Here is a 21629-nt window from a genome sequence, read left to right as displayed (position 1 = left end):
TTAGTGGTTATCACATTTCTGGGGTGATTTATTCTGAAAATTAGTCTAGTCTAAATATGAGTCCGAAATTGCGAAAATTAGGTGTTTTAAAGTAATTTGGTAGATTTAAACTTTCTATATTAAAGCCGGAATTTTACATAGTGACTCGGAGATCTGAGTGAAAAAGAAAAATTTAGGCTTCTTGCTTGTATTGACGTTCCTTCTTACGTCATGTTTATTTGAATCTAGTGAAACTGGTATGGACAGCTGGGCAAACTCCAAGGGCGTCCCGTCCACCTACAAGGTTCATTCTGTAACCGTCAGTGATTTGAAGGTTTCATCTGCGGAAGCTTTCATGGATACTTTGCCTAGATCTGCTGATACTCGCGGCATTCTGGGGAACGTTTCCAACTTGAAGCATGATTTGGCTTTTGATTTCGCCATCAAGGCTGATACCAACTTCATAAAGAAGATGAAAAATTCTGATTCTTCGGGCGCTTTTTTGCAGCTTTCCCTGCTGAAGGGACTTTACAGGGATAAGGAATTTCCTGCAGAAGCCTTGACCGATGAAGAAGAAGTGGATGTGACTTTGAGTTGGATTATTGAAACGTCTACTTCAAAGAAGTTTGCGGACAGCCTGAGCGATGTGACGGACTCCATTTGGTATGAGTCCTTGACGGATTGGGAAACTGCATCCACTGCCGATACCACTTTCAAGATTTCTCTTGCTAATGTGGCTGCAAAGAAAGATTCCCTGCTCTATATTGATTTGCCGTCTGCCTTGTATGATGATTTGATGAATCTGAAGAGGTATGCTCGTATCCAGCTGAAGCTTTCCTTGCCCAATGCTACGAAGGCTTATCAACTCTACGGTGAAGATACGAACTTCCCGCCTTTCTTGAAGTTCTGGCGTAGGGATATGGAGAAGGATTCTATTTACTACTCCAGTAGGTCTCCTGCCCGTATGGCAAACTTGCTTGAAAACAAGGAAGACTGTAGGGAATGTCTGGTGATTCATGGCGGTATTTTTGACTCTCTGGTGGTGGAAATTCCTCCTGAAAAAATTTTAAAGGCACTATCCGATTTTTACGGGGATGATTTCCCGGTAAGTGCCGATGAAAAGTTTGATGTTCGTCAGTATGTGATGCTTGCTCAGTTGACTATGCCTCGCGATGATTCCAAGGGTTCCAGCGAACTTGGACTGCCTATCCAGGTTTTGACTGGTTCGTTCATCGACAGCGCTGGTTCTGAAATTCGCCGTATGGAATTCTACCGTGTAGATTCTGTTACGGTTGTCGAAGACGGCCATCAGAATTTGATTTTCCACGAAGGCGATTCCTTGTCCCTTCAGCTGACTTACGGTGTTCGCGATTTCCTGAATCGAGCTCGGGATGGTCGTGGCCTTAAGTTCATTGTTCGTTTGGGTTGGCCGTTCCTGCAGGAAAAGGATGCAACCTACGAAACGTATATTAACGACGATGGTGATACGGTGCGTCTGCGTTTGGATTATTTCGACTACGCCCGCTATGACTTCTCCTCTATATTGGAAAGTCCCATGACCCTCAAACTCTGGCTTGCATCCAAGAGAGATAAGGAGGATTAGAGATGAAAAAGATTTTAAGCGCACTTGCTATTGCTTCTGGTTTGTCCTTCGGTTCTACCATCGGTCTGGATGCTCTTGGTGAAGAGCATGTCATGGGGGGCACAGCCTCCGCTGCTGGTCGTGGTTTTGCAGGTAATGCAAAAACAGGCGATGCAGAAGGTCTTTCTGTCCTGAATCCGGCACGTCTTGCTTTTGACAAGAAAGTCGTATTCAACTTGAACTTCTTGCTGGAAACGGATTTGGCATCTGATGATGGAGAGAGCTTCTCCACCATGAACATCTCCATGCCGTCCTTCAACTTGTCTTTCCCTATGGGTGACTTTGGTGCGATGGGCTTGTCCTTGTGGCAGCACTATGCTTCCACCATCGATGATGAATCTGATGGTGAATCTCAGATGAAGGTGGAATATGCAGGCAGTGTTTATGAACTGGTTCCCACCTACGCAATCCGCATTCCTTATCTGAGATCATTCTCCTTGGGCGTTTCTGGTCATTATGTTCTGGGAAGCAATACTCGCAGTATTTCCTTGCAGAATAACTTGGAAGAGTTGGAATCCGATGAAAAGTGGGGTGCCGCTGATTATACCCTTACAGACTATGTAAGTGGCACTTGGGAAATCAAGGATCATCCCATGTATTACACGGGTGCTCTCCAGTATCGTGGAAAGAACGCTTCTTATTACTTCTCTTACACCACTGGATATACCTTGCAGAACGATCTAAAGTATGATCTGCGTGTCAGTGAACTGGACTCCATGGAAACGACTCGCGGCACCCGCTATATCGATATTCCTGCGATGTTTGCAACGGGTATCAGTTATCGTTTCAACAAGAAACATAACGTGATGATGGACTTGAGCTGGCGAGCCTGGGATAGTGATGTTCAGAACATTGCCGGTAGCTGGGAAATGGAAAGCTTTACAAAGACTCAGAGTGACTTTATGGCTTCTCTGGGTTACCAGTGTGATGGAAGTGGTCTTTTCTATGATTCATACTGGAAGCAGATTAACTATCGTGCCGGTGCCTGGTACAGGAATTGGTATATTGAGGATGTTTACGAAGTCGGTGGCTCTATCGGTGCAGGATTCCCTCTTGGTCGTAAAGGAACGACTATAGATGTTGCACTGCAGGGTGGCATGAGATTTGCTGATACCAATCAAGAATGGGATGAAGCATTCTTTGCGATCCGTATCGGACTTACAGGAATTGGTTCCTGGGGTCAGAGCCGCAGATAGGATTAGGATTTTTTAAGGAGGCTGAAAATGGCAGCTAAGAAAGAAACCGAAAAGAAAGAAACAAAGGTAGCCGCAGTCGCTAAGGGAACGACTAAGGCCGCCACAAAGGCCGTAAAGCCCGCCGTAGCAGAAAAGCCTGCTAAGGAAGTAAAGGCTAAGGCTGAAAAGGTGGAAAAGGCCGAGAAGGTGGCTAAGGCTCCTGCAAAGAAGGTTGCCGCAAAGGCTGCTCCTAAGGCAGCAGCAAAGGCAACTGCAAAGACTGCAGAACCTGCTGAAAAGAAGGTCGCAGCAAAGAAGACCGCTGCGGTCAAGGCTCCTGCAAAGAAGGCTTCCGCTAAGACTGCTACTAAGGCTGTTAAGGCAGAAGAAAAGCCGGTGGCCAAGGTTGCTTCTAAGGCAAAGACCGAAGAAGTTGCTACTCTCGCACAGTCCTTTGACGCTGAATACTTGGTTCTCATGCAGAAGGATCCTAACTGGATGCATGCCTTCTGGGAAGTTTCCGAAAACCGTGTTAAGCAGGCTAAGAAGGGCAAGAAGAAGCTGGTGCTCCGCTTGTTCGATATTGCTTCTGACCTCACTGTTCAGCGCAACAAGAAAAAGCAGAAGTTCCGTGACATCGAAGTCCCCGCAGATGCTCGTAGCTGGTATGTAGAAAATACCGCTGGTCAGGCTGTGGTTGCTGTTCTCGGCTCTGTTCAGGGCAAGAACTTCGAACCCATCGTTGAATCTGCTCCGGTTGCAGTGTTTGACAAGAACGCCGCCGCTCCTGCTGCTGATGACGCATTTGCAAAGGCTTCTCTTGGTGGTAACACCCTGGGCAACTTCATGAGTTCTGGCTTTACCAGCCAGACTGCAGAATCCTGGCTGAACAGCCTGGGTGGTAGCTTCGGTAGTTCTTCCGAATCTATGTTCTCTGGAGCTCTATCCAGCGCCGCTCTCCAGGCTTTGGGCAACAACGTGATTGAATCCTCTAAGGATTCCGTGAACTACGGTAAGGATTTCTTCCTGTGGGTTAAGACTCGTCTCATCGTTTACGGTGGTACTCGTCCCGACGCTCATCTCCAGGTTCGTGGTGAAGACTTCCCGCTGAATCCGGATGGCACCTTCAGCTTTGAAGAAGATCTGCCGGATGTAACGAAGGTTATCCCCGTCTTTGCTACTGATAAGGATGGCGATTTCCCCACGACAATCGTTCCTATCGTTGTAAAGCGCACTGAGTAATAATCAATGAATAATTAACAATGAACAATTAACAATGAACAATGAATAGTTTTTATTCTTTGTTCATTGCTTTTTCGACAGCGTCAATACACACTTTTTATTGTTAACTCATAATTCATAATTATTAATTGCTATATGGCTCCTGGTAAAGTCCTTTTCTTACTACACGCTCATTTGCCGTTTGTGCATCATCCTGAGCACGCCCGTTTCTTTGAAGAAAACTGGCTGTTCGAGGCTATTGCTGAAACATACCTGCCTTTGGTGCAGGCCATGCGTCGCTTGTTGGAAAAGGGTGTACCGGGTGTCTACAACCTGAGTGTTTCTGCTCCCTTGATTGAAATGCTTTCTGATACTCGCCTTCAGGATAAGTTCACGGAACACTTGAAGCAACAGATGAAGCTGATTGAAAAGGAAGTGCGTCAAAACGAGGGAAAACCTCAGGAATCCCTTTCCAAATTTTATTTGGACCGTCAGAAGACTTTGATTGATACTTGGGAAAACCGAATCAATCATGATCTTCTTGGCGAATTCCTTGCTCTTGAAAAAGCGGGGAAGTTGAATCTTCTCACTTGCGTGGGAACTCATCCTTTCTTGCCCGCTTACCAGAGCGATCCCGATTCCATCCGAATGCAGTTGGATGTGACGGTTCGTTGTTTTGAACGAGCCTTTGGACGTAAGCCCAAGGGTGTGTGGTTGCCGGAATGTGGTTACTTCACCGGTCTTGATAAGTACTTGGCTGAATTTGGGTTGCAGTACTTCTTCCTGGAAACCCATGGCGTATTGCTTGCAAATCCCACTCCTAAATACGGCGTCTTTACACCTATGCGTACCAAGCAGGGCTTGTTCTGCATGGGTCGTGAACAGAAAAGTTCCATGGAAGTGTGGAGCCGCCGCACGGGTTATCCGGGCCATCCTGAATATCGTGAATTCTTTAAGGATATTTCCCAGGAACGTCCCAGGGATTATCTAGGCGAGTACTTCTTCTCTGGAGATACTCCCATTGATTCCGGCTTTAAGTATTACCGCATTACGGGTAGTGAAAACAAGGAACTTTACCGTCCTTGGAACGCCATGCGTCTGGCGAACGATCATGCCCATCTCTTTGTGGTCAATCGTGAAGCGACCGTTTCTGAATTGCTGGTGAATATGGAAGGGAACAAGGCTTGCCTGCTTTGCCCTTACGATGCAGAACTTTTTGGCCACTGGTGGTTTGAAGGGCCCCTGTTCCTGGAATCCCTCTTGGAACGTGCTGCATCCTCCTCCGTGATTGAATTTGCGGGTGCAGATGAAATCATGACTTCTTCTGCAGATCCTGAAGCTCATGAACCTGCGTTCTCCAGCTGGGGCGAAGGTGGCTTTGGTTCTGTCTGGATTAACGGCGAGACAGACCAGTACTATCCTCAGTCTTATCGCCTGAGAGCCATGATCCAGCACCTGAAATCGGTGAAGGATCGTATGCTGCCTACCCAGAAGTCTTCCAAGCTGATGGATCGCTATATTAAGCAGATGGAACGTGAACTGATGCTGTTCCAGTCTTCTGACTGGGCTTTCATGATCCACAATCATTCTGCAGAAGGTTATGCCAAGCGTCGCCTGGATGACCATTATTCCAATGGCCACGCCCTGTTTGCAGAGGCCTGCAAGTCCTTTCTAAAAAATTCGGACAAGCCTGCGGCAAATTCCATTTTGCCGTCTTTGGAAAAAGCCAACAGCATTTTCAGTTGGCTTTAAGATTCTAATAAATCACGATAAAATCTTTGGTCTTTCCGCTGCTACCTGCTCTAAAACGGTAGACTCCGGGGACCATTAATTTTTTGACGCGGTTTTCGTCGATACAATGGGTTTGGGAATTGTAGGGTTCCCTAACGATCAGGTCTCCACGGCGCGTTCTAATTTCGATGAATTTCTTGCTCTGAGGGAGAGAGGCAAAACAAAGGTTTCCTTCTCTCCAGGGGGAGGGGTATGCTCGTGTGGGCCTTTCATCTATTTCGACGGGGATTGCGGTGCTGTCGTTGTACCTGCTAAATACCCAGATGATAGAATCTATGGAGGGATTGTTGTTCCAGACGGTGTACAGGGAATCTGCCATTTTGGTGGTCTTGATGGACTTAATCTGGGATTCACCCGACATATAGGCGATTGCGGTTGCTTTGCCATGGTAGTCAGTAACGACGGGCTTGCCCCCATTATGGAACTGATAAGCATGTTCCTTCATGCTAGGGGAAAATTCGTCCAGTGCATTATCGTGATGGATGTGCTTGAATTCTGGCCAGCGATTTTCGTCGGAGGAAATCCACTGTGCTGTATCCAGAAGGTTCGTGCGTTTTCCTGCAAAGGACAGCTTTACAGAAAAATCCTGGAATAGACTATCTGCGGAAAGTTTATTCTTTTGGGCATAGTTGTTTAGAATCCGCCAGAACGAATAGTCTGGTGTTTTTGATTTTCCTTCCCAAATAAATTTGTCTGTAGTGGGGGATACATGATTATAGAGATAAAGGAAAAGGATTCCTGCTCCATAATCTTCGATCATTTCGTCTAGAGGAGTATTCTCTAACTTGGACATGGTGGGAAGATAGGCAAAGTAGTCGTCGATATCCGGGGCTGCAACTTCCTCCACGCCTGAAGCCGATGCTTCGAACCAGAAATCCCAATATTCATTGAAATCGATATAGCGCAACTGTACCGCATGATAGAGCTCGTGGACGAGAGTCACTCGGATGCCGTTTTGCCACTGGTCTACATAGGAATACTTATGGGCTTCGTTGGCGAACTCTAGACTGGCGATGTCATAAATGCAATCCTTGCCGTCGACTTTTATTGTGTCTTTTTCGCTTTTATATTCCGGTACATAGCGAAAGTCATTTTCTACAACGAGAGTGGTGGTTCCGTCGGAATAGTCTTCAGAAATAGTAACGCCGTAGCAACCAAAGCAGGATCCGTTCAAGTAGAAGTCCGTTGCTCGCATGAGGTCCACGTCAATGATTTCAATGGGGTATAGCCCTTTCCCTACGTTCTGTTGGTAATGGAAGGATACTTCATCTCCCAAGGGAGGCAACATCCCCATTTGGGCTGTATAAAACTGGTACGCGTATTCCGCAATCTTTGCGACGGTATCCACATATGCAGGCGTAGTCTGGTGAGGCCCGTTCAGTGTGTAGAAAATCTGGAAGTGTTCTGTCTTCTGGGTAAGAACTGTATCGTAATAAGCGGAGGCTTCACATCCGGAATAAGCTTTTCGTCTTGCGGCTGGCTTCTGATGGTTGGCTTGCTTAGTTCGTAAATCCTGCTGATGTCGCCCGATGATGTTGGTTCCGCAGGTTCGTGCAGAAATTGGTTCTGTCAGAAATAGCGCTGCCAGCACAACAGCAAGCAGGGACATCCTTTTTTTAAAAGACATTTTATCCTCCTAAAATACCCTCTTCCTTCAGAATAGCTCGTGCGCGAGTCTTGATTTCTTCGGGAATGGTCAATGCCTTTTGGTGGTGCGGCTTTATACGTGCATCGATAATGATGGGTGCTTCTGCGCTCCAGTGCTTATTCTCCACATGTTCATTCCATCCAAAAATGTCCTGGGCAGGATCGGAACGTGTGAAGGTTAGCCAGAGAAAATCATTCAAGTTGTCGCCCTTGAGGGATTCATCCAGAACAGGCCTGCTATCAATGAGAGATACCAGAGGATAGTTGTCCCGGTATTTCCATTGGGCGATGGCGCCTGCAAGTTTTTCCATAAGGTCTTTGCGTTTTTCTGCGTTGAATGCGGGGCCTTCAATCACAAGGACGCCTGCCATAGGGATGTAAGCGCGAAGATCTCCACCTGCGGTAAATTCCTCCGGCAGCGTGAGGGATTGCAGATCCGTCATGTCGCAGCGGAGATCGCGACGTTTGATGCCCGCTGCGGCCATCACCAGCTTGGAACCATGATTTAGGCTGCTACCGGAATAGTCCAGCGTATCGATGGTGGTGGCTGTCTGGAAATGTAAATCTCGCTTGAAGTCCATGCGCTCCAGAACGTGAGCGAAAAATCCCGGCACGTCGTTAACGTCAATTTTTCTGCCGGATTCCATTTCGTCTTCCTTCGCCGCGATGATCAGGTACTTGCTGAGACTCGCCTGATTAAATCCCAACAGGGCGTTTGCCGTCTTGAGAATTTCCATTGGTTCTCGATCTTCGGGCTTGGCGTAGGGCAGGAAACGTTCACTGGCAAGAGCAAGACAGAGGGGATGAACTCCCGCAGGATCTACAGCGTGAACCGCGTGCAATCCCGGAATGGAAGCAGGAACCATAGGCTTTGTGACCTGATGGATAAAACTTCCAAAGAGGGTGTCTTCCTGAGGGGGCCTTCCTACAACTGTAAAAGGATAGATGGCGTTCTTCTTGCAAAGAACCTTCTCGATTCTCATGTAGGGGAAGTTGTGCTTGTCGGAATAATAACCGATGTGATCGCCGAAGGGACCTTCCGGTTTTAAACTGGGGCCCACTTCTCCTAGAATGCAGAAGTCCGCATCGCTGGAGACTAGATATCCATTATGGATAAAGTAATTGAATCGGCGACCGCCCAACATTCCCGCAAATACCAGCTCGGAGAGGTTCTCGGGCATGGGCATTACGGCTGCAACTGTATGGGAGGGAGGACCGCCAATAAAGACACTCACCTTCAGGGGACGGCCTTCTTCGATGGCCTTGCGGTGATGCCTTGCGATGTCTCGCTTGATCTGGTAATGGAGACCGCATTCCTTTCCCTGCTGGTAATCGTTTCCAGACATCTGTATGCGGTACATGCCCACGTTGGTGGTCATGATGCTTGACTTTTCGCCGGGCCGTGTTGCCACCTGGGGAAGCGTCACAAAGGCGCCGCCATCCATAGGCCAGCTTTTCAACTGGGGCAAATCCTTCAGGCTGCATTCCTGGAAATCCTTGATAGATCCGCTCCTGCGGGGGAGCGCGCAAATGCCCGCCTTGGCTGCGGTCAGCAGCTTGAAAGGATTGGGATGCTTGAAAAACTCTACCGGGTTGGACTTGAAAAGAACTGCAGTCTGAGTTCCTTTCATACTCTTGCGGAACAGAAACTGGAGACGTTCTTCACTGCCGAAAATGTTGCAGGCCCCACGGAAAGGACTTCCCTTGATTTTTTCGAACAGCAGTGCAGGGCCATTTGCCTCAAAAACCTGGCGGGCAATTTCTGCCATCTCCAGATTGGGGTCCACCTCCTGGTGGACACGCTTCAGCATACCTGCTTTTTCTAAGTCCAGCAGTGCCTGTTCAAGGGTTTTGTACATGATTTAACCGGCGGTAGCGGCGTTGTCCAATGCTTCGAAACTCTGAGTCTGCTTCTTGGATTCTACAGCCAGAATGATGCTTCGAGCGTCCTTTCTGCTTTCGATGGCGTAAACGACGCCGGCCTGTTCCATCAGGCTTCTGAAGGAGTCTTCGTCGATGCCGGTGATGCCCTGGAAAGAGAACGAATCACTGCAGCTAGTCAGATTGCCTTCGGAAGAGAACAGGTGGGTTGCATTGAATCCGCGGAAAGGACCCTTATCCAGACGGACAGTGACCTTGTTCTCGGAGGATGCGGCAATGATACCAGTCCAGGAAATTTTCTTGAATCCAGCCACCACGGTATACTTCACGATTTCACCCTGGTCCAGGGACTTGGGAAGAGTGTAGTGGATAATGGGATTCTTGCTTACGGCCAAGCTCATGGGGGCAAAGCGAAGAGTCTCCAGCACATTTGCCAGAGAGTATTCCTGCCATGAAGTTTGACTAAATTGAACCATACGCTTGAAATATAGTAAAAATTTGAACAGTGGTTCGATTAATTTGCTTGTTCTAAAGCAATACGTGCAAGTTCAGAGAATGCAGTATTGGGGTGGCTGTCTACCCATTCCTTGGACAACTTTGTCTTTAAGAAACGACCTTCCACGGAATTGTACCAATGAACAACTCGGGTTTCGGGTAATACCAGCTTTTGAACCTTCTTATGGGTGTTGTTCTTGAACCAATGTGCGCTGACTTCGGGACCCAGGGGGTAGAAGTAGGGGGCGGGAACAACTTCCATAGAATCGCTGCTCTTGTTGCCTGTTACATTCTGCAAGAGGCGGGTGCCCAGACGGAAACGTTTTAGGCGTTCTTCCTCGGGCATGGTCTTTATGTATTCAAAGGCCTTCACGATGGTTTCGTTGCCTGGTTCTGCTCCAATAACGGCGTTGTTTACTGCTGCGGTAAATAAGCCTTCGAAAGAACGGAAGAGACCATATCCACCAGGCATTCTGGCGCAAAGTTCGCGGAAGGCGAACTGCATGCCGCAGAACGCCCAACGGAAGGGATTGATGCTCTTGAAAAGGCTTGCGGGAAGCGCAACAGGCTCTGTCCCAACGAAGCCTCTTAGCTCCATCATTTCCCCGAAGGGCTTTGTCATGATGATGTCCGTGTCCAGATAGACTCCGCCATATTTAAACAACAGGGCGAGACGCAAAAGGTTTGCGCGGCTTGCGGGGGCGGTTAGGGTATGGAACAGCTTACCGCACAAGCCGTCATCACCTAAACCTTCGAAATGTCCATCGTTCACGGGGATTACTTCCAGACCGGGAATGTCCTTGATCAGATCCCAACCGTCACCTTCCTGCTTTAGACCTTCGTGAACAAGCCAGATGGATTGCGGTTTCTGGACATTGTATGCGGAACGAATTGCAAGGCCTCCGCTCCAAGGAAACTTGGGGCCCAGCCAGATGAAAATAAGGCGATTAGGGATCATGGAAATCTAGCGGTTGAAAGTGGTTATGGAAAAGTGAATCTTAGAATTCAAAATCCACAGCGCGACGTTCGGTCACAACCTTCTTTACGAAGGAGACGATTGCCTGGTGTTCCGGATGATTCTGGTAAACGTCCAGAGCTTCCTTGGTACGGAAGGTGGTGTCCAGAGCAATGTCAAATTCGATGTCGCCGTTACCCAGTTCAGTCTTGTTGAAGTTCAGACCGGATTCAATGCTTACGAGACCGGGAATCTTGCCTTCCAGAGCGTGGAATGCGTCTACCATCTTCTGACCATTGACCTTAGCGGTATTGCCTTCTGCTTCTGCCTTCAACTTCCAATATACGATATGACGAATCATTTTTTCCTCTTGTTGTTTGAAATTTGTATGTAAAGATCTAACTGACGTTTGAAACAATCGTTCCAGCTGAACTTTTCTGCGTAAGTACGAGCGTTCAATTTTTTTTGCTTCAAGTCGGAGTGGTAAAGTTCGATAATGGCGTCTGCCAAACTCTGTGCGGTGCGCTTTTTAAGAAGGGTGCCTGCACCTGATTCTGTTACGTGTTCAGCGGCGGCGCCTGTAGCGGCACCCACCTGGGCGTTTCCGCAGGCCATGCTTTCCAGAATGGAAAGTCCAAAGGTTTCCCATCCAGATAGGGCAAGTCCCAGATCAACGCTAGAATAATAACGGGCCATTTCATCAGCGGACTTAATAAAGCCTGCGTACTGCATATGGGAATTCTTTTCCACAGCCGCTTTTACCTGAGGGAGGCAAGGTCCTGTTCCCGCAAGAACAAGAGCCGGCTCGCAGTTCAATTTCTTCGCAAGGATGGGGTAGGCCCCCAGCAAAAGCTCGATGCCTTTTTCCTCACAGAAACGGTGGGGGAAGAATATGGTCAGACGGTCAGGATTTCCATCCTTCAGTTTCTGGACCAGTTCTTCGTCTCGCTTTGTAGGATTGAACATCTGGATGTCGCAACCCAGAGGAATCCAGTGGGACTTGGGAAGACCATTTTTATCCAGACGATTCATGACTTCCTTACAGGAAACCTGAATCCCGTCGTAACGCTTAAACTCTTGCTTAGCGTACCAGAAGGCCGCCTTTCTGCAGAATGCACCAATCGCCTTGCCTAGCTTGTTTGCTACAGGACGTTCCACGTAAGTGATGGGGAAGTCTGCATGCCAGAAACTGAGGATCGCTGCATGGGGGACAATCTTCTTTGCAGCTATACGCACGACCGTGGGAAGAATGTAGGGGGAGCCTACTTCAATTACATCGGGCTTGTACTTCTTAAGCACTGGACGAATTTGGGACTGCTTCCAGATGAAGCGGTATTCCCAATTGCCTGGAAAGCGGAATGCTTCCACATGCTCGATAATCAGGCTATCGCTTACCTTCTCCGTGTAGGTCTTTGAATCGGCCATCACGAAGACGGATAGTACGTCTTTCTGACTTTTGTAGAAGTCCATCTTCTGGAGATGGTAGCGACGGACGCCGCCTCCCGAAGGACTCCAGAAGTTGTTAAAGTCAACGATGGTTAGCATTAACGATCTTCCTGCATCTTGTTAGATAGCGGGTCAATCGTCAGGTTACCCTGATACAGTTTGTTGCTGCCCAGACGCTTGGAGTCCACATTCAAGAACAAATTGCCACCCTTAGATTCCAACCAGTAAATAGCGTCAGAATCGCGGAGGTAAGCGCGAGGACCGATCAAACCTTGTTCGGAATCAATCAGTTCGCCGCCCAGGAAGAAGGGAATATCCAGAGCCTTATACAAATCCAGAATCACCGCAGCGCGGCGTTCGCAAATGTCGCTTAATTCCGGATGGTCCGTCACCTTCAGGTGATCGATTCCGTCAATCATGACAACCAGGTTAGGATGTTCCTTGACTTCGTCCTTCAGTGTGCTCAGTATTTCGGTGTTGTCGAACAGGGGGGAGTCTTCCCAAATTTCCAGACGGTTGGTACGTACATAGCCCATGAGTTCGCGGGTGGCTTCCAGAATCTTCTGGTTCACGCCTTCGTCATCGCTTTGCTTACGGACGGTGAGTACGGATTCCCCAATCATCATGGCCACCAGTCTATCAAAAATCTGGCGGCGGGGAGTTTCCAGTGCAACGTAAATCAACTTCAGCTTGGGATTGCTCTGAATCAAATCCAGGGCCATGCTAGAAAGCAGGGTGGTCTTTAAACCAAAGGGCTTGGAAGACACGTAGAAGCAACCGGACTGGATGCCGTCGATTTCCTGAGTAAGCTTGGGGAAGGTGCTCAGGGAATAGCCGACGCTCACATCCGGAGGACAACCCATGGCGGTGTCAAAGTTTTCCTTAATATCCTGGAGAAGCATGGAACGGCGGTGGGTATGGACCGTATCCACTTCAGTCTGTTCTACCAGGGAAATCAACTGGTCAGCGCCGTTCTTGCGAACCACCTGGTCCACGGTTTCGCCCTTAGGAAGCACGATGGACTTGAACTTCAAGTTCAGTTCCTGGGCCATTTTCAAGTAACGCTGAATGCGAAATTCCTGTTCGCGGCGATCCTGTTCTCTACGGAGAACCACCGTGACGGATTCTGCACCGCAAGCCTTCAGCTTCAGAAGGTGGCTTAAGGTCAGTTCCTGATACAACGTGGAAACTACGCCGGGAATACCGGAAAGGTCTGCTGTCAGTGCGTCGAAGAATCCTTCCACAATGAGAGGCTTGGTATTTTCAAGCTGCATATTGAAAGGAATATCTGCAGGACCGGATGCGTAGGAGATGTAAGTGTTAGGACCATCCGCTTCGTCGATGAGACGTCCATAGACGGAATGGATCAATCCCTTGGAATTACGAGCGGGAATGGTGATTCTCGGTTCGTGATAGGCTTCCAGATTGTCTAGGTAGAAACTAATCTGGTGGCGTTCGATACCGGACATCATGCAGTAGCTGACAAAGGGTTCCGGATCGCCGCTGTAGTAGCCGATACCATAAAGCTGTGCCTGGCCGATGCTCCAACCACGGGAGGCAAGGAACTCTGCAGAGGACGGGCTCTTGCAAGCAGCCCAGTGGCAGTAGCGTACGAAGTTTTCTAGGACCTTCGTCTTTTCTCCACCCAATTCCTTAATCCAGGGATGTTCATCGGGTAGGTTGTCCTTTTCTGTGTCCTGGGTGCCCAAAAAATCCAGGGCCTCCACACGAGCGGCGGCTTCATCCAATCCGTTGAAACGGCTGCGCATTACAAATTCAACCAGGTCGCCTTCGCTACCGCACTGCAAGCAACGGTAACGCCAGTATCCCAGGGCGTCATAGAAGAATAGGGACGTTTCCTCGGGAGAGTGGAAAGGACAACAAGCAATGAGGTTTCTTCCCCAACGTGAAAGAGGTACTCCCAATTGACGCGGGTGGGTTTTTGCCCGCATGATAATGCCAGCGTGTTCTTGATCGATAAGCATAATAAGCCTCGTTTTTTCTCTTTTGAAATCTAGATTTTTTTTAATTTTCAAAGTATGATCATCCTCGGAATTGACCCCGGTTCTATCACTACGGGCTATGCATTTTTAGACAAGAACGGAAATGACTTGAAAGTTCTTGAATATGGGGTAATCCATGCCCCTGCAGACCATATTCTCGAGGACCGTCTCCTCCACATTATTACGGAACTGGAAAAACTGCTGGACCGCTATCATCCCAGTGCGTTAAGTATGGAAGGGGTGTTCTTTGCCAAGAATGCCAAGAGCGCCCTTGTTCTTGGACATATTCGTGGTGCTGTGCTGGTGGCTTGCCGTAAGCGGGGAATGACTTTTAATGAGTATCCTCCGAAGGTGGTAAAACAGGCTGTTACGGGTAATGGTGCTGCCGCCAAGGAACAGGTGGCAAATATGATTTTTGCAAGACTTGGAATTGCTCAGGGGGATTTGCCCTTGGATGCTTCCGATGCTCTTGCCATTGCCTGGACTCACGCCAATCCATCTCCTCTTTCGGTGGCGTTATCGGTATCTGCTAGTATTAAAAAGAACGGCGTGAAGAAGACCGTTTCCTTGACCACTCGAAAGAAAAAAGCCACTACAAAGCAGTGGATGGACTTGATTGAAAAGATGGGAGGTACCATCCAATGATGAATGCAGAAATCTGCTTTGGTTTACGTTCTGTTGATTCAGATGAATTTGTCTGTATTGACGGATATGTTGTGGATCGTGCGGTGGTTCCCGCCTATATCAAGCTAAAGGAATCTCTTGCAAAAGACGGTTTCTCTCTCAGGCTGGAGTCTGCCTATCGCAATTTTGAAAAGCAGCTGAGTATCTGGAACCGAAAGGCTTCTGGCCAGTTGAAACTTCTGGACGCTGCCGGTATTCCTATGGAACGTCCAGAGGATGAAGAACAGCTGATGTATGCCATCTTGACGTGGTCAGCGCTCCCTGGGGCTAGCCGCCACCATCTGGGAACGGACTTGGATGTGGTGGATGGAAACGCCTGCCCCGCAGGATACGAAGTCCAGCTGACTCCCGCAGAATGTGATGGCATGTTTGCTCCCTTCCATCAGAGATTAACAGAACTGATGGATGCCGATAAGGCTTTTGGATTTAGTCGGGTGTTTGTTCCCGGTCGCGGAAAAATCCAGCCGGAAAAATGGCATATCGCTCATTTGCCTACGTCTAGAAAATATCTGGAGAACTTCTCCATAGAGGGTCTCCGCAAAATCTACGAACAGACGGATATCGCCTGCAAATCGGCCCTGCTGGATAACTTAGATCAGCTGGCAAAAGACTTTATTTATCCCTACTTTATCTAGCTATGAATTTGGATACAAAGACAAGAGGAATCCTTCGCCTACCACTGGAAGTGTATGGTGAATCGGTGCAGGGAACTGCATTACGTTATATTCCCTGTATAGGGAAATGTCGCCTGCTTGTATTTGCTGGAATTCATGGGGAAGAACCTGAGACTACCTTCCTGCTAAGCCGTTGCTTACGTGCTTTTGATAAGCCGTTTCAGGATGTGGCCTTTATCCTCTGCGCCAATCCCGATGGCATGACTCTTGGAACTCGAGGTAATTTCAATGGGGTAGACCTCAACCGCAATTTCCCAACCGCTAATTGGCAGGAGGGCAATGTCCTTTCACGCTCTGTCCTGGAGGCTCCTCGAGATACGGCTTTGTCCGCAGGTTGCCGCCCCGGTTCCGAGCCCGAAGTTGCAGCCCTGCTGCGTCTGGTAGAATCCCTCCAGCCTCAAAGCATCCTGTCCATTCACGCTCCCATCGGGTGCGTTGACGCTCCTGCTCGCACCCCGCTGGTAGAGCGCCTTTGCGAGGCCTTCAACCTCCCGTGGATTCCCGATATAGGCTATCCCACTCCGGGCAGCTTCGGCACCTGGTGTAAGGAACGTAAGATCGAGTGCCTCACTCTGGAACTGCCCAGAATGTCTCTAGAAGCACTCTTCGATCGCTACGGAGCGTCCTTCATCGACTTCCTACGTCAAGCGTAATCCCGCTGAGACGACGAAAAAAAATCCCGAGTGACTACTCGGGATTTAAAATTTAGCGTAATGCCTGGTTTTACTTCTTCTGTTCTTCCAGAGCTTCCGCAATAATCTTCTTGCGGTTTACAAGACCAATGGTAAAGCCAATTCCCAGATAGCTAGCCATGAGGAGCAGGAGATATTCGGTAATGAACGGAACCTTGGGAGAAACGAACATAAAGCCGGATACGTAAGTGATCACGATCAGCACTGCCTGGAAAATGTTCAGGGCCTGGCTCTTGCGGGGCTGGAGCTTGGGCAAGAACAGAGGGCTGACCATCAGGAGACCGGTAACCAGCATCACCAGCAGCGGGAGGAAAATCAGGGGGCTATCAGTGTTTTCGAAGAGACCATGGCTCTTGAGGAAAACAATCAGGATTGCGTTGATTGCACCTGCAAAGGTAGAAGGAAGACCAGAGAAGTGATGATGATAAGTGTCTGAGTCGCAAGCGTTGTACTTAGCCAGGCGCATTGCGGCGCAGAGCACGTAAATAGAGAAGGTGACGATCAACAGCACACCGTTCTCGCCAAACCACTGGGGTGCAAGACCGCGGTAGCAGAAGAAGACGGTAAATGCCGGTGCAAGACCGAATGCAATCAAGTCGGCAAGGCTGTCAAACTGAGCGCCGAATTCGGAGCTGGCGTTTACCAGTCGAGCGGCAAAGCCATCAAGCTTGTCCAGCAGGACGCAAAGAACGATAAAGTAGGAACCCATGCGGATCGGGTCTGCCTGGGTGAAAGAACTGAAAGCGCCTGTTGCCCAGCAAATCGCGAAGACACCCAGCAAGAAATTCATGCTAGTGAATGCATTGGGCAAAATAAAGCGGGACTTTCCCATTGAAAACCTCCATCAATAGATGTCGGGGTAAAAATAGATAATTTAACGCTAAATGAACAAAAAAACGCCCCAAAGGGACGTTTTTCTGAAAATTTAGCTTTACTTACTTAGCTGGTTTGATTTCCCAGAGGGCCTTGATGCCTGCCGCTACCACCAGGTTCTGGGGAGGTGCGTAGGGATTTTCTTCGGTGGGGTAGTTTGACCAGTGCTTGGTGGAGAACTGGTAGTACTGGGTAGGACGGTACATGACCGGCAACACAGGAATGGTTTCCATAAAGATCTTGTTCAGCTTGCGGTAAGCTTCTGCCAATTCCTTTTCGTTAGTCATTGCTGGAATAACGGCCATTAGTTTATCTGCATCGTCGTTCTTGTAGCGACCCTGGTTGGAGAAGGCCTCTTCACCGATGGGCTTGCAGTTTCCTCCAGACATAATTTGATCAAATCGGTTCCAGGGAGAGGCTGGGGACAGTTCTGCCGTCTGGGTTTTCATGGCTAGATCGAAGGTTCCCTGTCGGAGGTCTTTATCCCAGGCGCTGTAGTCCACAAATTTTTCTTCTGCAGTCACACCGATTTCGTGGAAGGATTCAACCACCACCTTGATCGCGTCTTCCCAGTCAGTCCAACCCTGGGGGCATTCGATGGTAATGGTGCGGAGAAGCTTGCCGTCCTTGTCAAGAAGTTTACCGGTTTCATCCCAACTATAGCCTGCCTTGGAGAGGATTGCCTTTGCCTTTTCTACATCATAGCTGTAACCGAAGGCCTCCGCATCTGCCTTGACGAAGTACTTGGATTCCGTCCCGAAGGGGAGGATGAACCCAGGCTGCATGGCGGGTGAGTAATTGGAGATTGCACGAGACTTGATCTTCTCGAAGTTGATGGAATGAGCCAATGCTCGGCGGAATGCTACATCGTTGAAGGGGGCGGTCTGATGCTCGATGAACAGTGTGGTAATGGAGCCGGGCTGATGATAGGGCTCGTTTCTGCTCCAGGCACGGATACTGTCTCTAGACTTTTCCCAAATGCGGGGCAAGAAGACGGACGAGATGTCCAGGTTGCCCTTCGTCATAGCGCTGTTGAAATGGTTGTTTCCGTTGTACAGAGAATGAATGATGAATCGAGGTGCGGGCTTCTGACCGTTGTGACGAACGTTGCCCCAATAATCGTCGTTACGTTCCAGAACGATTTGGTCCGGAGAATAAGTCTTGATATTGTACGGTCCTGAAACCATAGGAACAGAATCGTTCTTGAATTCGATCACCTTGGCCATGTCATAAGTCTTGCCGGACTTGGCACCCTGGATCAAGGGCTCGAATACAGCCTTGGGCAAAATAGAGGTTTCCGCAATAGCGTTAAGAATGATGAGCGGATTCTTATTCTTGCTAAAGTGGAAGGTCACGTTATTCTGCTTGTCTGCAGTAATCTTACTCAGGAAATACCAGTTGCCGTGACGGGGAGTAGGCAATAGGGAGTCTATGTGGAATGTGTAAATAACATCTTCGACGGTTACAGGAGTACCGTTGTTCCACTTTGCACGGGGGTCCAGATGAACTGTGATTGAATTTTCATTGCTGGTATAGCTATCGGCCAGCATGGGTTCCAATTCGCCATTAAGCTGGTTGTAAGTCAGCAAGGATTCGTACATCAGGCGAACGTTTCCGTCAATGGGAAAGTTCGGGTCGTAGTCCAGGGGATTAAATGTGGTGGGTGGGGCCCAGTCAAAGCCGCCAATGTAAAGAGTTTCCTGACGAGGATAATCAGGATTGATTTCCTCTGCCACTTCTTTCTTTTCTTCTTCACACGCAGTAAAAGCCATTGCAACACTTGCAGTGACAACACATTTGGCAAGAAAATTCAGATATTCAGTTAATTTGCTCATCATCCTATCCCAGTTGGGGTACCTAGAGGAAATTTAGTGAGTTTCTTGTAAAATAACCATACAAATTTTCTTTACAACTCGAAAAAAGCACCAATTTCGGTGCTTTTTTTGACTTCTAGAGAGGAAAGCCGTAGAGGATTCGTTTTGGAGAGGCGCTGAACAAGGTGTTGTTCGTAATGAAGGGGGTTCCTGAGCCTCCAGGGGTGCTGTAGCGTTTCGTAATTTTCCCATCCTTCATAGCAACGGAGATGATTTCGGATCCTTGATCGAGCCATATTTCATTTCCCTTGGCAAAGGGTTTTGAAAATACGGATCCCTTACCATTGAACTTCCAGATGGGAGCGCCTGATTCAGAATAAAGTAACATGGACTGATTGGCCAGGTTCACTAGGATATTCTTTTCTCCATGGTTGTTGACGATTTGCATGGATGATATTGGGGAGTCCATCAAGACCTGCAGAGGGGCTGCTTCGGGATGCTTGGTGTTATAGATGAGAAGCTTGTTTGCGCTGGTGGCGAAAACAAGGGTGGAATCTCCTTGATCCATATGGGTAATGTTTCCCGTGATTTTCTTGGAGAATCCTTCATCGGTAAGCCCTGAAATTTCGTCCACCATCTGGAGATTTCCTTCTTGGCTGCACAAGTAAATTTTACCATTCTCCTTGGTCATCAGGAAGGTCCCTGAAAACACCTTGCGCGACCAGGCTTGTTTATTCTCGGATCGATTGACCTTGAGGAGGAATCCGTTCCAGGTGGATACATAGATGGCGTCGTCAAAGACTTTAATATCAAAAGCCTTGCCAGGAAGCTGGATGTTTGTTGCGGTAGAAGTCTTGTTCAGCTCGAAAAGGGACATGTTGTACTTGGTGGCAATGGCGATGGTGTTTTCGTCATGACCAATTACAGGATTGAAATCAAGCTTTCCGATGTTTTTAGCCCAGCGAATCTCTCCGTTTTCGGGATTGATATTGAATATTTGTCCCGCAGCAGGATCGATCGTATAGAGGTTTTTCTTTCCGCCAAAGAATTGGGGATATACTGTCTTTGGTGAAATCGGGAGCTGACTTACGAATTTAGCCCCAATAGCCTTGCTGTATCGTTCCAGAATGACGTGTGCTGTTCTTGGGTTGCTGGTGGAGAGTCGGACTGCTTCCGCCCAGGCCTGCTGTATGGATTTTTCGCTAGCGTCCTTGTGCTCAAGATATACGGCTCGCAGAAACCAGCCTTCAGCATTACCGGGTTCCACTTTGAAAAGGGTGTCCAAGGTTACTTCTAGGGAATCCCACTGCTCGTTTTCCATAAGCAGGGAGGCTTTCTTCGCGATTTGGGTAGAAAGAAGAGCTTTCTTGCCATAATAGCGGGGTGAGATGGATTGAAGCCTAGTGTCCCCAAAGTTCAGGTAGATGGCGTCCTCCGTATGGATGGGCTTTGTTTCAACGGATTTCAAAAAATTGTAGAACCAGATGGGACGGAGTAAGGTATCCACAGCAACGATGGTTCCTTCCGATGAGAAGAGACCGAGGGTTCCTTGTGCAAGCGGGCTCATGATTGCAGTTTCTGTAAGGACGGATGCCTTCACGAATCCGTTTCGCTTGTCTAGTAAACTCAATCTACCGGATGATTCCAAAATAGCTATGCTATTTTCGAAAGTAATAATGTCTTCTACAGTACCTACGGAAATCTTCCAGAGGGGTGTATTAGATCCCTTTGGGGCGTAACAATAGAAGTTGTTTCCCGAAACAAGATAGATCAGTTTCTTCTCTACCAGAACTTTGGAGATGGCATCAAACTGAGAAATTGTCTTGGTCTCTACTCCGGCTTCCGCAGAAATGAGATGAAGCGAATTGTCGGGACAGTTAAGTGCGTAGCTTTTTGTAGGTCCGTGGTAACCTTCAATGGAACAGCTATTATACTTTTCTGGAATAGTAATTTTGGCTCCATTTTGGTTAATGAGAGAAAGGCTTTGTGAACCTTGTACGATAACGCGATTGTCTTGTTCAAAAAATCCTGTAATGTCAAAAATGTCGTAGTTTCGGCTCTGTTTTCCCGAGTGGAAAGAGGTAAAGCGGAGACTGTCTTCCGCATCGGCTCTGTGCCAAATTCCTTGGGATGTAATCTGGTATATCTCGGCATTTGCCTTGATATCGGTAGAAATGTTTTCAAGGCCTTCTGCTCCGATTCTTTTGATAGATCCATTCTTGAGCTGAAGGTATGTGGGGGACTGTCCGAAAACCTTCCTAATAGGGCTGGGGAGCATTAGGGGCTTTTGGAGAAGTCTTTCGGACTGGTTGCTGGTAATCGCTTCTCGTTCCGCAAGCCAGTAAGCCATATTGGTCTTGTGGGTGTTGACAAGACTCTGGTTGTAGTAGAAGTTTGCCGATTGCCGGTTATTGGAAAGTTCCTGGATTTTACCGAGATAGAAGAAAGCTTGTTCCTTGTCGCTTTGATCGCCTTCCTTTGAAATTCTTTCAAGGAGGCTGGTTGCGTTGGCGTAGTCTCCCTTCATTTCAAAAAGGTAGAGGGCTTCCTGGATGGAGGCATCCATCTTGCCTGCAAAAACACTTCCAAGACATAGCAGAACGCTAGCCAGAACTTTCATGAACTGGCTGGTATGTAAGGCTGCTATGTTCATCATT

General features: G+C 48.3%; 17 protein-coding genes. 7 read left to right on the top strand and 10 right to left on the bottom strand.

Features of this window, described 5'->3' with window-relative positions; all coding sequences use genetic code 11:
- The first annotated feature begins 157 nt into the window (after positions 1–157).
- The 4 genes from BUB59_RS04855 (at position 158) to BUB59_RS04840 (ending at position 5769) form a co-directional block, all read left to right on the top strand.
- Entirely contained in the window at positions 158–1582 is a 1425-nt protein-coding gene (locus tag BUB59_RS04855) for a hypothetical protein (RefSeq protein ID WP_073226348.1), read from the top strand.
- A 2-nt stretch (positions 1583–1584) separates the two neighbouring features.
- Positions 1585–2817 carry a hypothetical protein gene (locus tag BUB59_RS04850; protein ID WP_073226346.1) on the top strand — a complete coding sequence of 411 codons (1233 nt, stop codon included), beginning with the start codon at positions 1585–1587 and terminating at the stop codon, positions 2815–2817.
- A 27-nt stretch (positions 2818–2844) separates the two neighbouring features.
- Complete coding sequence (locus BUB59_RS04845) at positions 2845–4038, top strand: DUF4912 domain-containing protein (RefSeq protein ID WP_073226343.1); 1194 nt, start codon at positions 2845–2847, stop codon at positions 4036–4038.
- Positions 4039–4173: 135 nt separating this feature from the next.
- Positions 4174–5769 (top strand): glycoside hydrolase family 57 protein, encoded by a 1596-nt coding sequence (locus BUB59_RS04840; protein ID WP_073226340.1) that lies wholly within the window; start codon positions 4174–4176, stop codon positions 5767–5769.
- Positions 5770–5773: 4 nt separating this feature from the next.
- On the opposite strand, the gene BUB59_RS04835 is transcribed toward BUB59_RS04840, so the two are convergent.
- From BUB59_RS04835 to BUB59_RS04805, 7 genes are read right to left on the bottom strand one after another with little or no spacing between them, the layout of a single operon-like run.
- Entirely contained in the window at positions 5774–7435 is a 1662-nt protein-coding gene (locus BUB59_RS04835; RefSeq protein WP_143160229.1) for a hypothetical protein, read from the bottom strand.
- A gap of 1 nt (position 7436) precedes the next feature.
- The gene (locus BUB59_RS04830) at positions 7437–9314 is read right to left on the bottom strand and encodes a UbiD family decarboxylase (RefSeq protein WP_073226335.1); all 1878 of its coding nucleotides are present in this window, start codon (positions 9312–9314) and stop codon (positions 7437–7439) included.
- 3 nt (positions 9315–9317) lie between these two features.
- Entirely contained in the window at positions 9318–9812 is a 495-nt protein-coding gene (locus BUB59_RS04825; protein ID WP_143160228.1) for an SRPBCC family protein, read from the bottom strand.
- 38 nt (positions 9813–9850) lie between these two features.
- A complete protein-coding gene (locus BUB59_RS04820) occupies positions 9851–10789 on the bottom strand; it encodes a glycosyltransferase (protein ID WP_073226330.1) in 939 nt (312 codons plus the stop codon).
- Between the two features lie 40 nt (positions 10790–10829).
- A complete protein-coding gene (locus BUB59_RS04815; protein WP_073226327.1) occupies positions 10830–11147 on the bottom strand; it encodes a Dabb family protein in 318 nt (105 codons plus the stop codon).
- Positions 11144–12331 carry a glycosyltransferase gene (locus BUB59_RS04810; RefSeq protein WP_073226324.1) on the bottom strand — a complete coding sequence of 396 codons (1188 nt, stop codon included), beginning with the start codon at positions 12329–12331 and terminating at the stop codon, positions 11144–11146. Before BUB59_RS04810 ends, BUB59_RS04815 begins: the two co-directional genes overlap by 4 nt.
- Positions 12331–14217 carry a CHC2 zinc finger domain-containing protein gene (locus BUB59_RS04805; protein WP_073226321.1) on the bottom strand — a complete coding sequence of 629 codons (1887 nt, stop codon included), beginning with the start codon at positions 14215–14217 and terminating at the stop codon, positions 12331–12333. Before BUB59_RS04805 ends, BUB59_RS04810 begins: the two co-directional genes overlap by 1 nt.
- Before the next feature lie 54 nt (positions 14218–14271).
- Here BUB59_RS04805 and ruvC point away from each other — a divergent pair, with 54 nt between their 5' ends.
- The 3 genes from ruvC to mpaA are packed head-to-tail and all read left to right on the top strand — an operon-like array spanning position 14272 to position 16246.
- Positions 14272–14880: a crossover junction endodeoxyribonuclease RuvC gene (gene ruvC / locus BUB59_RS04800; RefSeq protein ID WP_073226318.1), complete on the top strand. Its 609-nt coding sequence runs from the start codon at positions 14272–14274 to the stop codon at positions 14878–14880.
- Positions 14877–15554 carry a M15 family metallopeptidase gene (locus BUB59_RS04795; RefSeq protein WP_073226315.1) on the top strand — a complete coding sequence of 226 codons (678 nt, stop codon included), beginning with the start codon at positions 14877–14879 and terminating at the stop codon, positions 15552–15554. The genes ruvC and BUB59_RS04795 overlap by 4 nt, the downstream gene beginning before the upstream one ends.
- A gap of 2 nt (positions 15555–15556) precedes the next feature.
- Positions 15557–16246, top strand: coding sequence for a murein tripeptide amidase MpaA (gene mpaA / locus BUB59_RS04790; RefSeq protein ID WP_073226313.1), 690 nt, complete (start codon positions 15557–15559; stop codon positions 16244–16246).
- 70 nt (positions 16247–16316) lie between these two features.
- On the opposite strand, the gene BUB59_RS04785 is transcribed toward mpaA, so the two are convergent.
- The 3 genes from BUB59_RS04785 to BUB59_RS04775 form a co-directional block, all read right to left on the bottom strand.
- Positions 16317–17117 carry a CDP-alcohol phosphatidyltransferase family protein gene (locus BUB59_RS04785; RefSeq protein ID WP_073226310.1) on the bottom strand — a complete coding sequence of 267 codons (801 nt, stop codon included), beginning with the start codon at positions 17115–17117 and terminating at the stop codon, positions 16317–16319.
- 103 nt (positions 17118–17220) lie between these two features.
- Entirely contained in the window at positions 17221–18996 is a 1776-nt protein-coding gene (locus BUB59_RS04780) for an ABC transporter substrate-binding protein (protein ID WP_234979939.1), read from the bottom strand.
- Positions 18997–19108: 112 nt separating this feature from the next.
- Complete coding sequence (locus BUB59_RS04775) at positions 19109–21628, bottom strand: PQQ-binding-like beta-propeller repeat protein (protein WP_083540174.1); 2520 nt, start codon at positions 21626–21628, stop codon at positions 19109–19111.
- Between the last annotated feature and the right edge of the window lies 1 nt (position 21629).

The organism is Fibrobacter sp. UWEL, assembly GCF_900142535.1.
Taxonomy (GTDB): Bacteria; Fibrobacterota; Fibrobacteria; order Fibrobacterales; family Fibrobacteraceae; genus Fibrobacter.
This window is presented reverse-complemented; position numbering and strand designations above follow the sequence as displayed.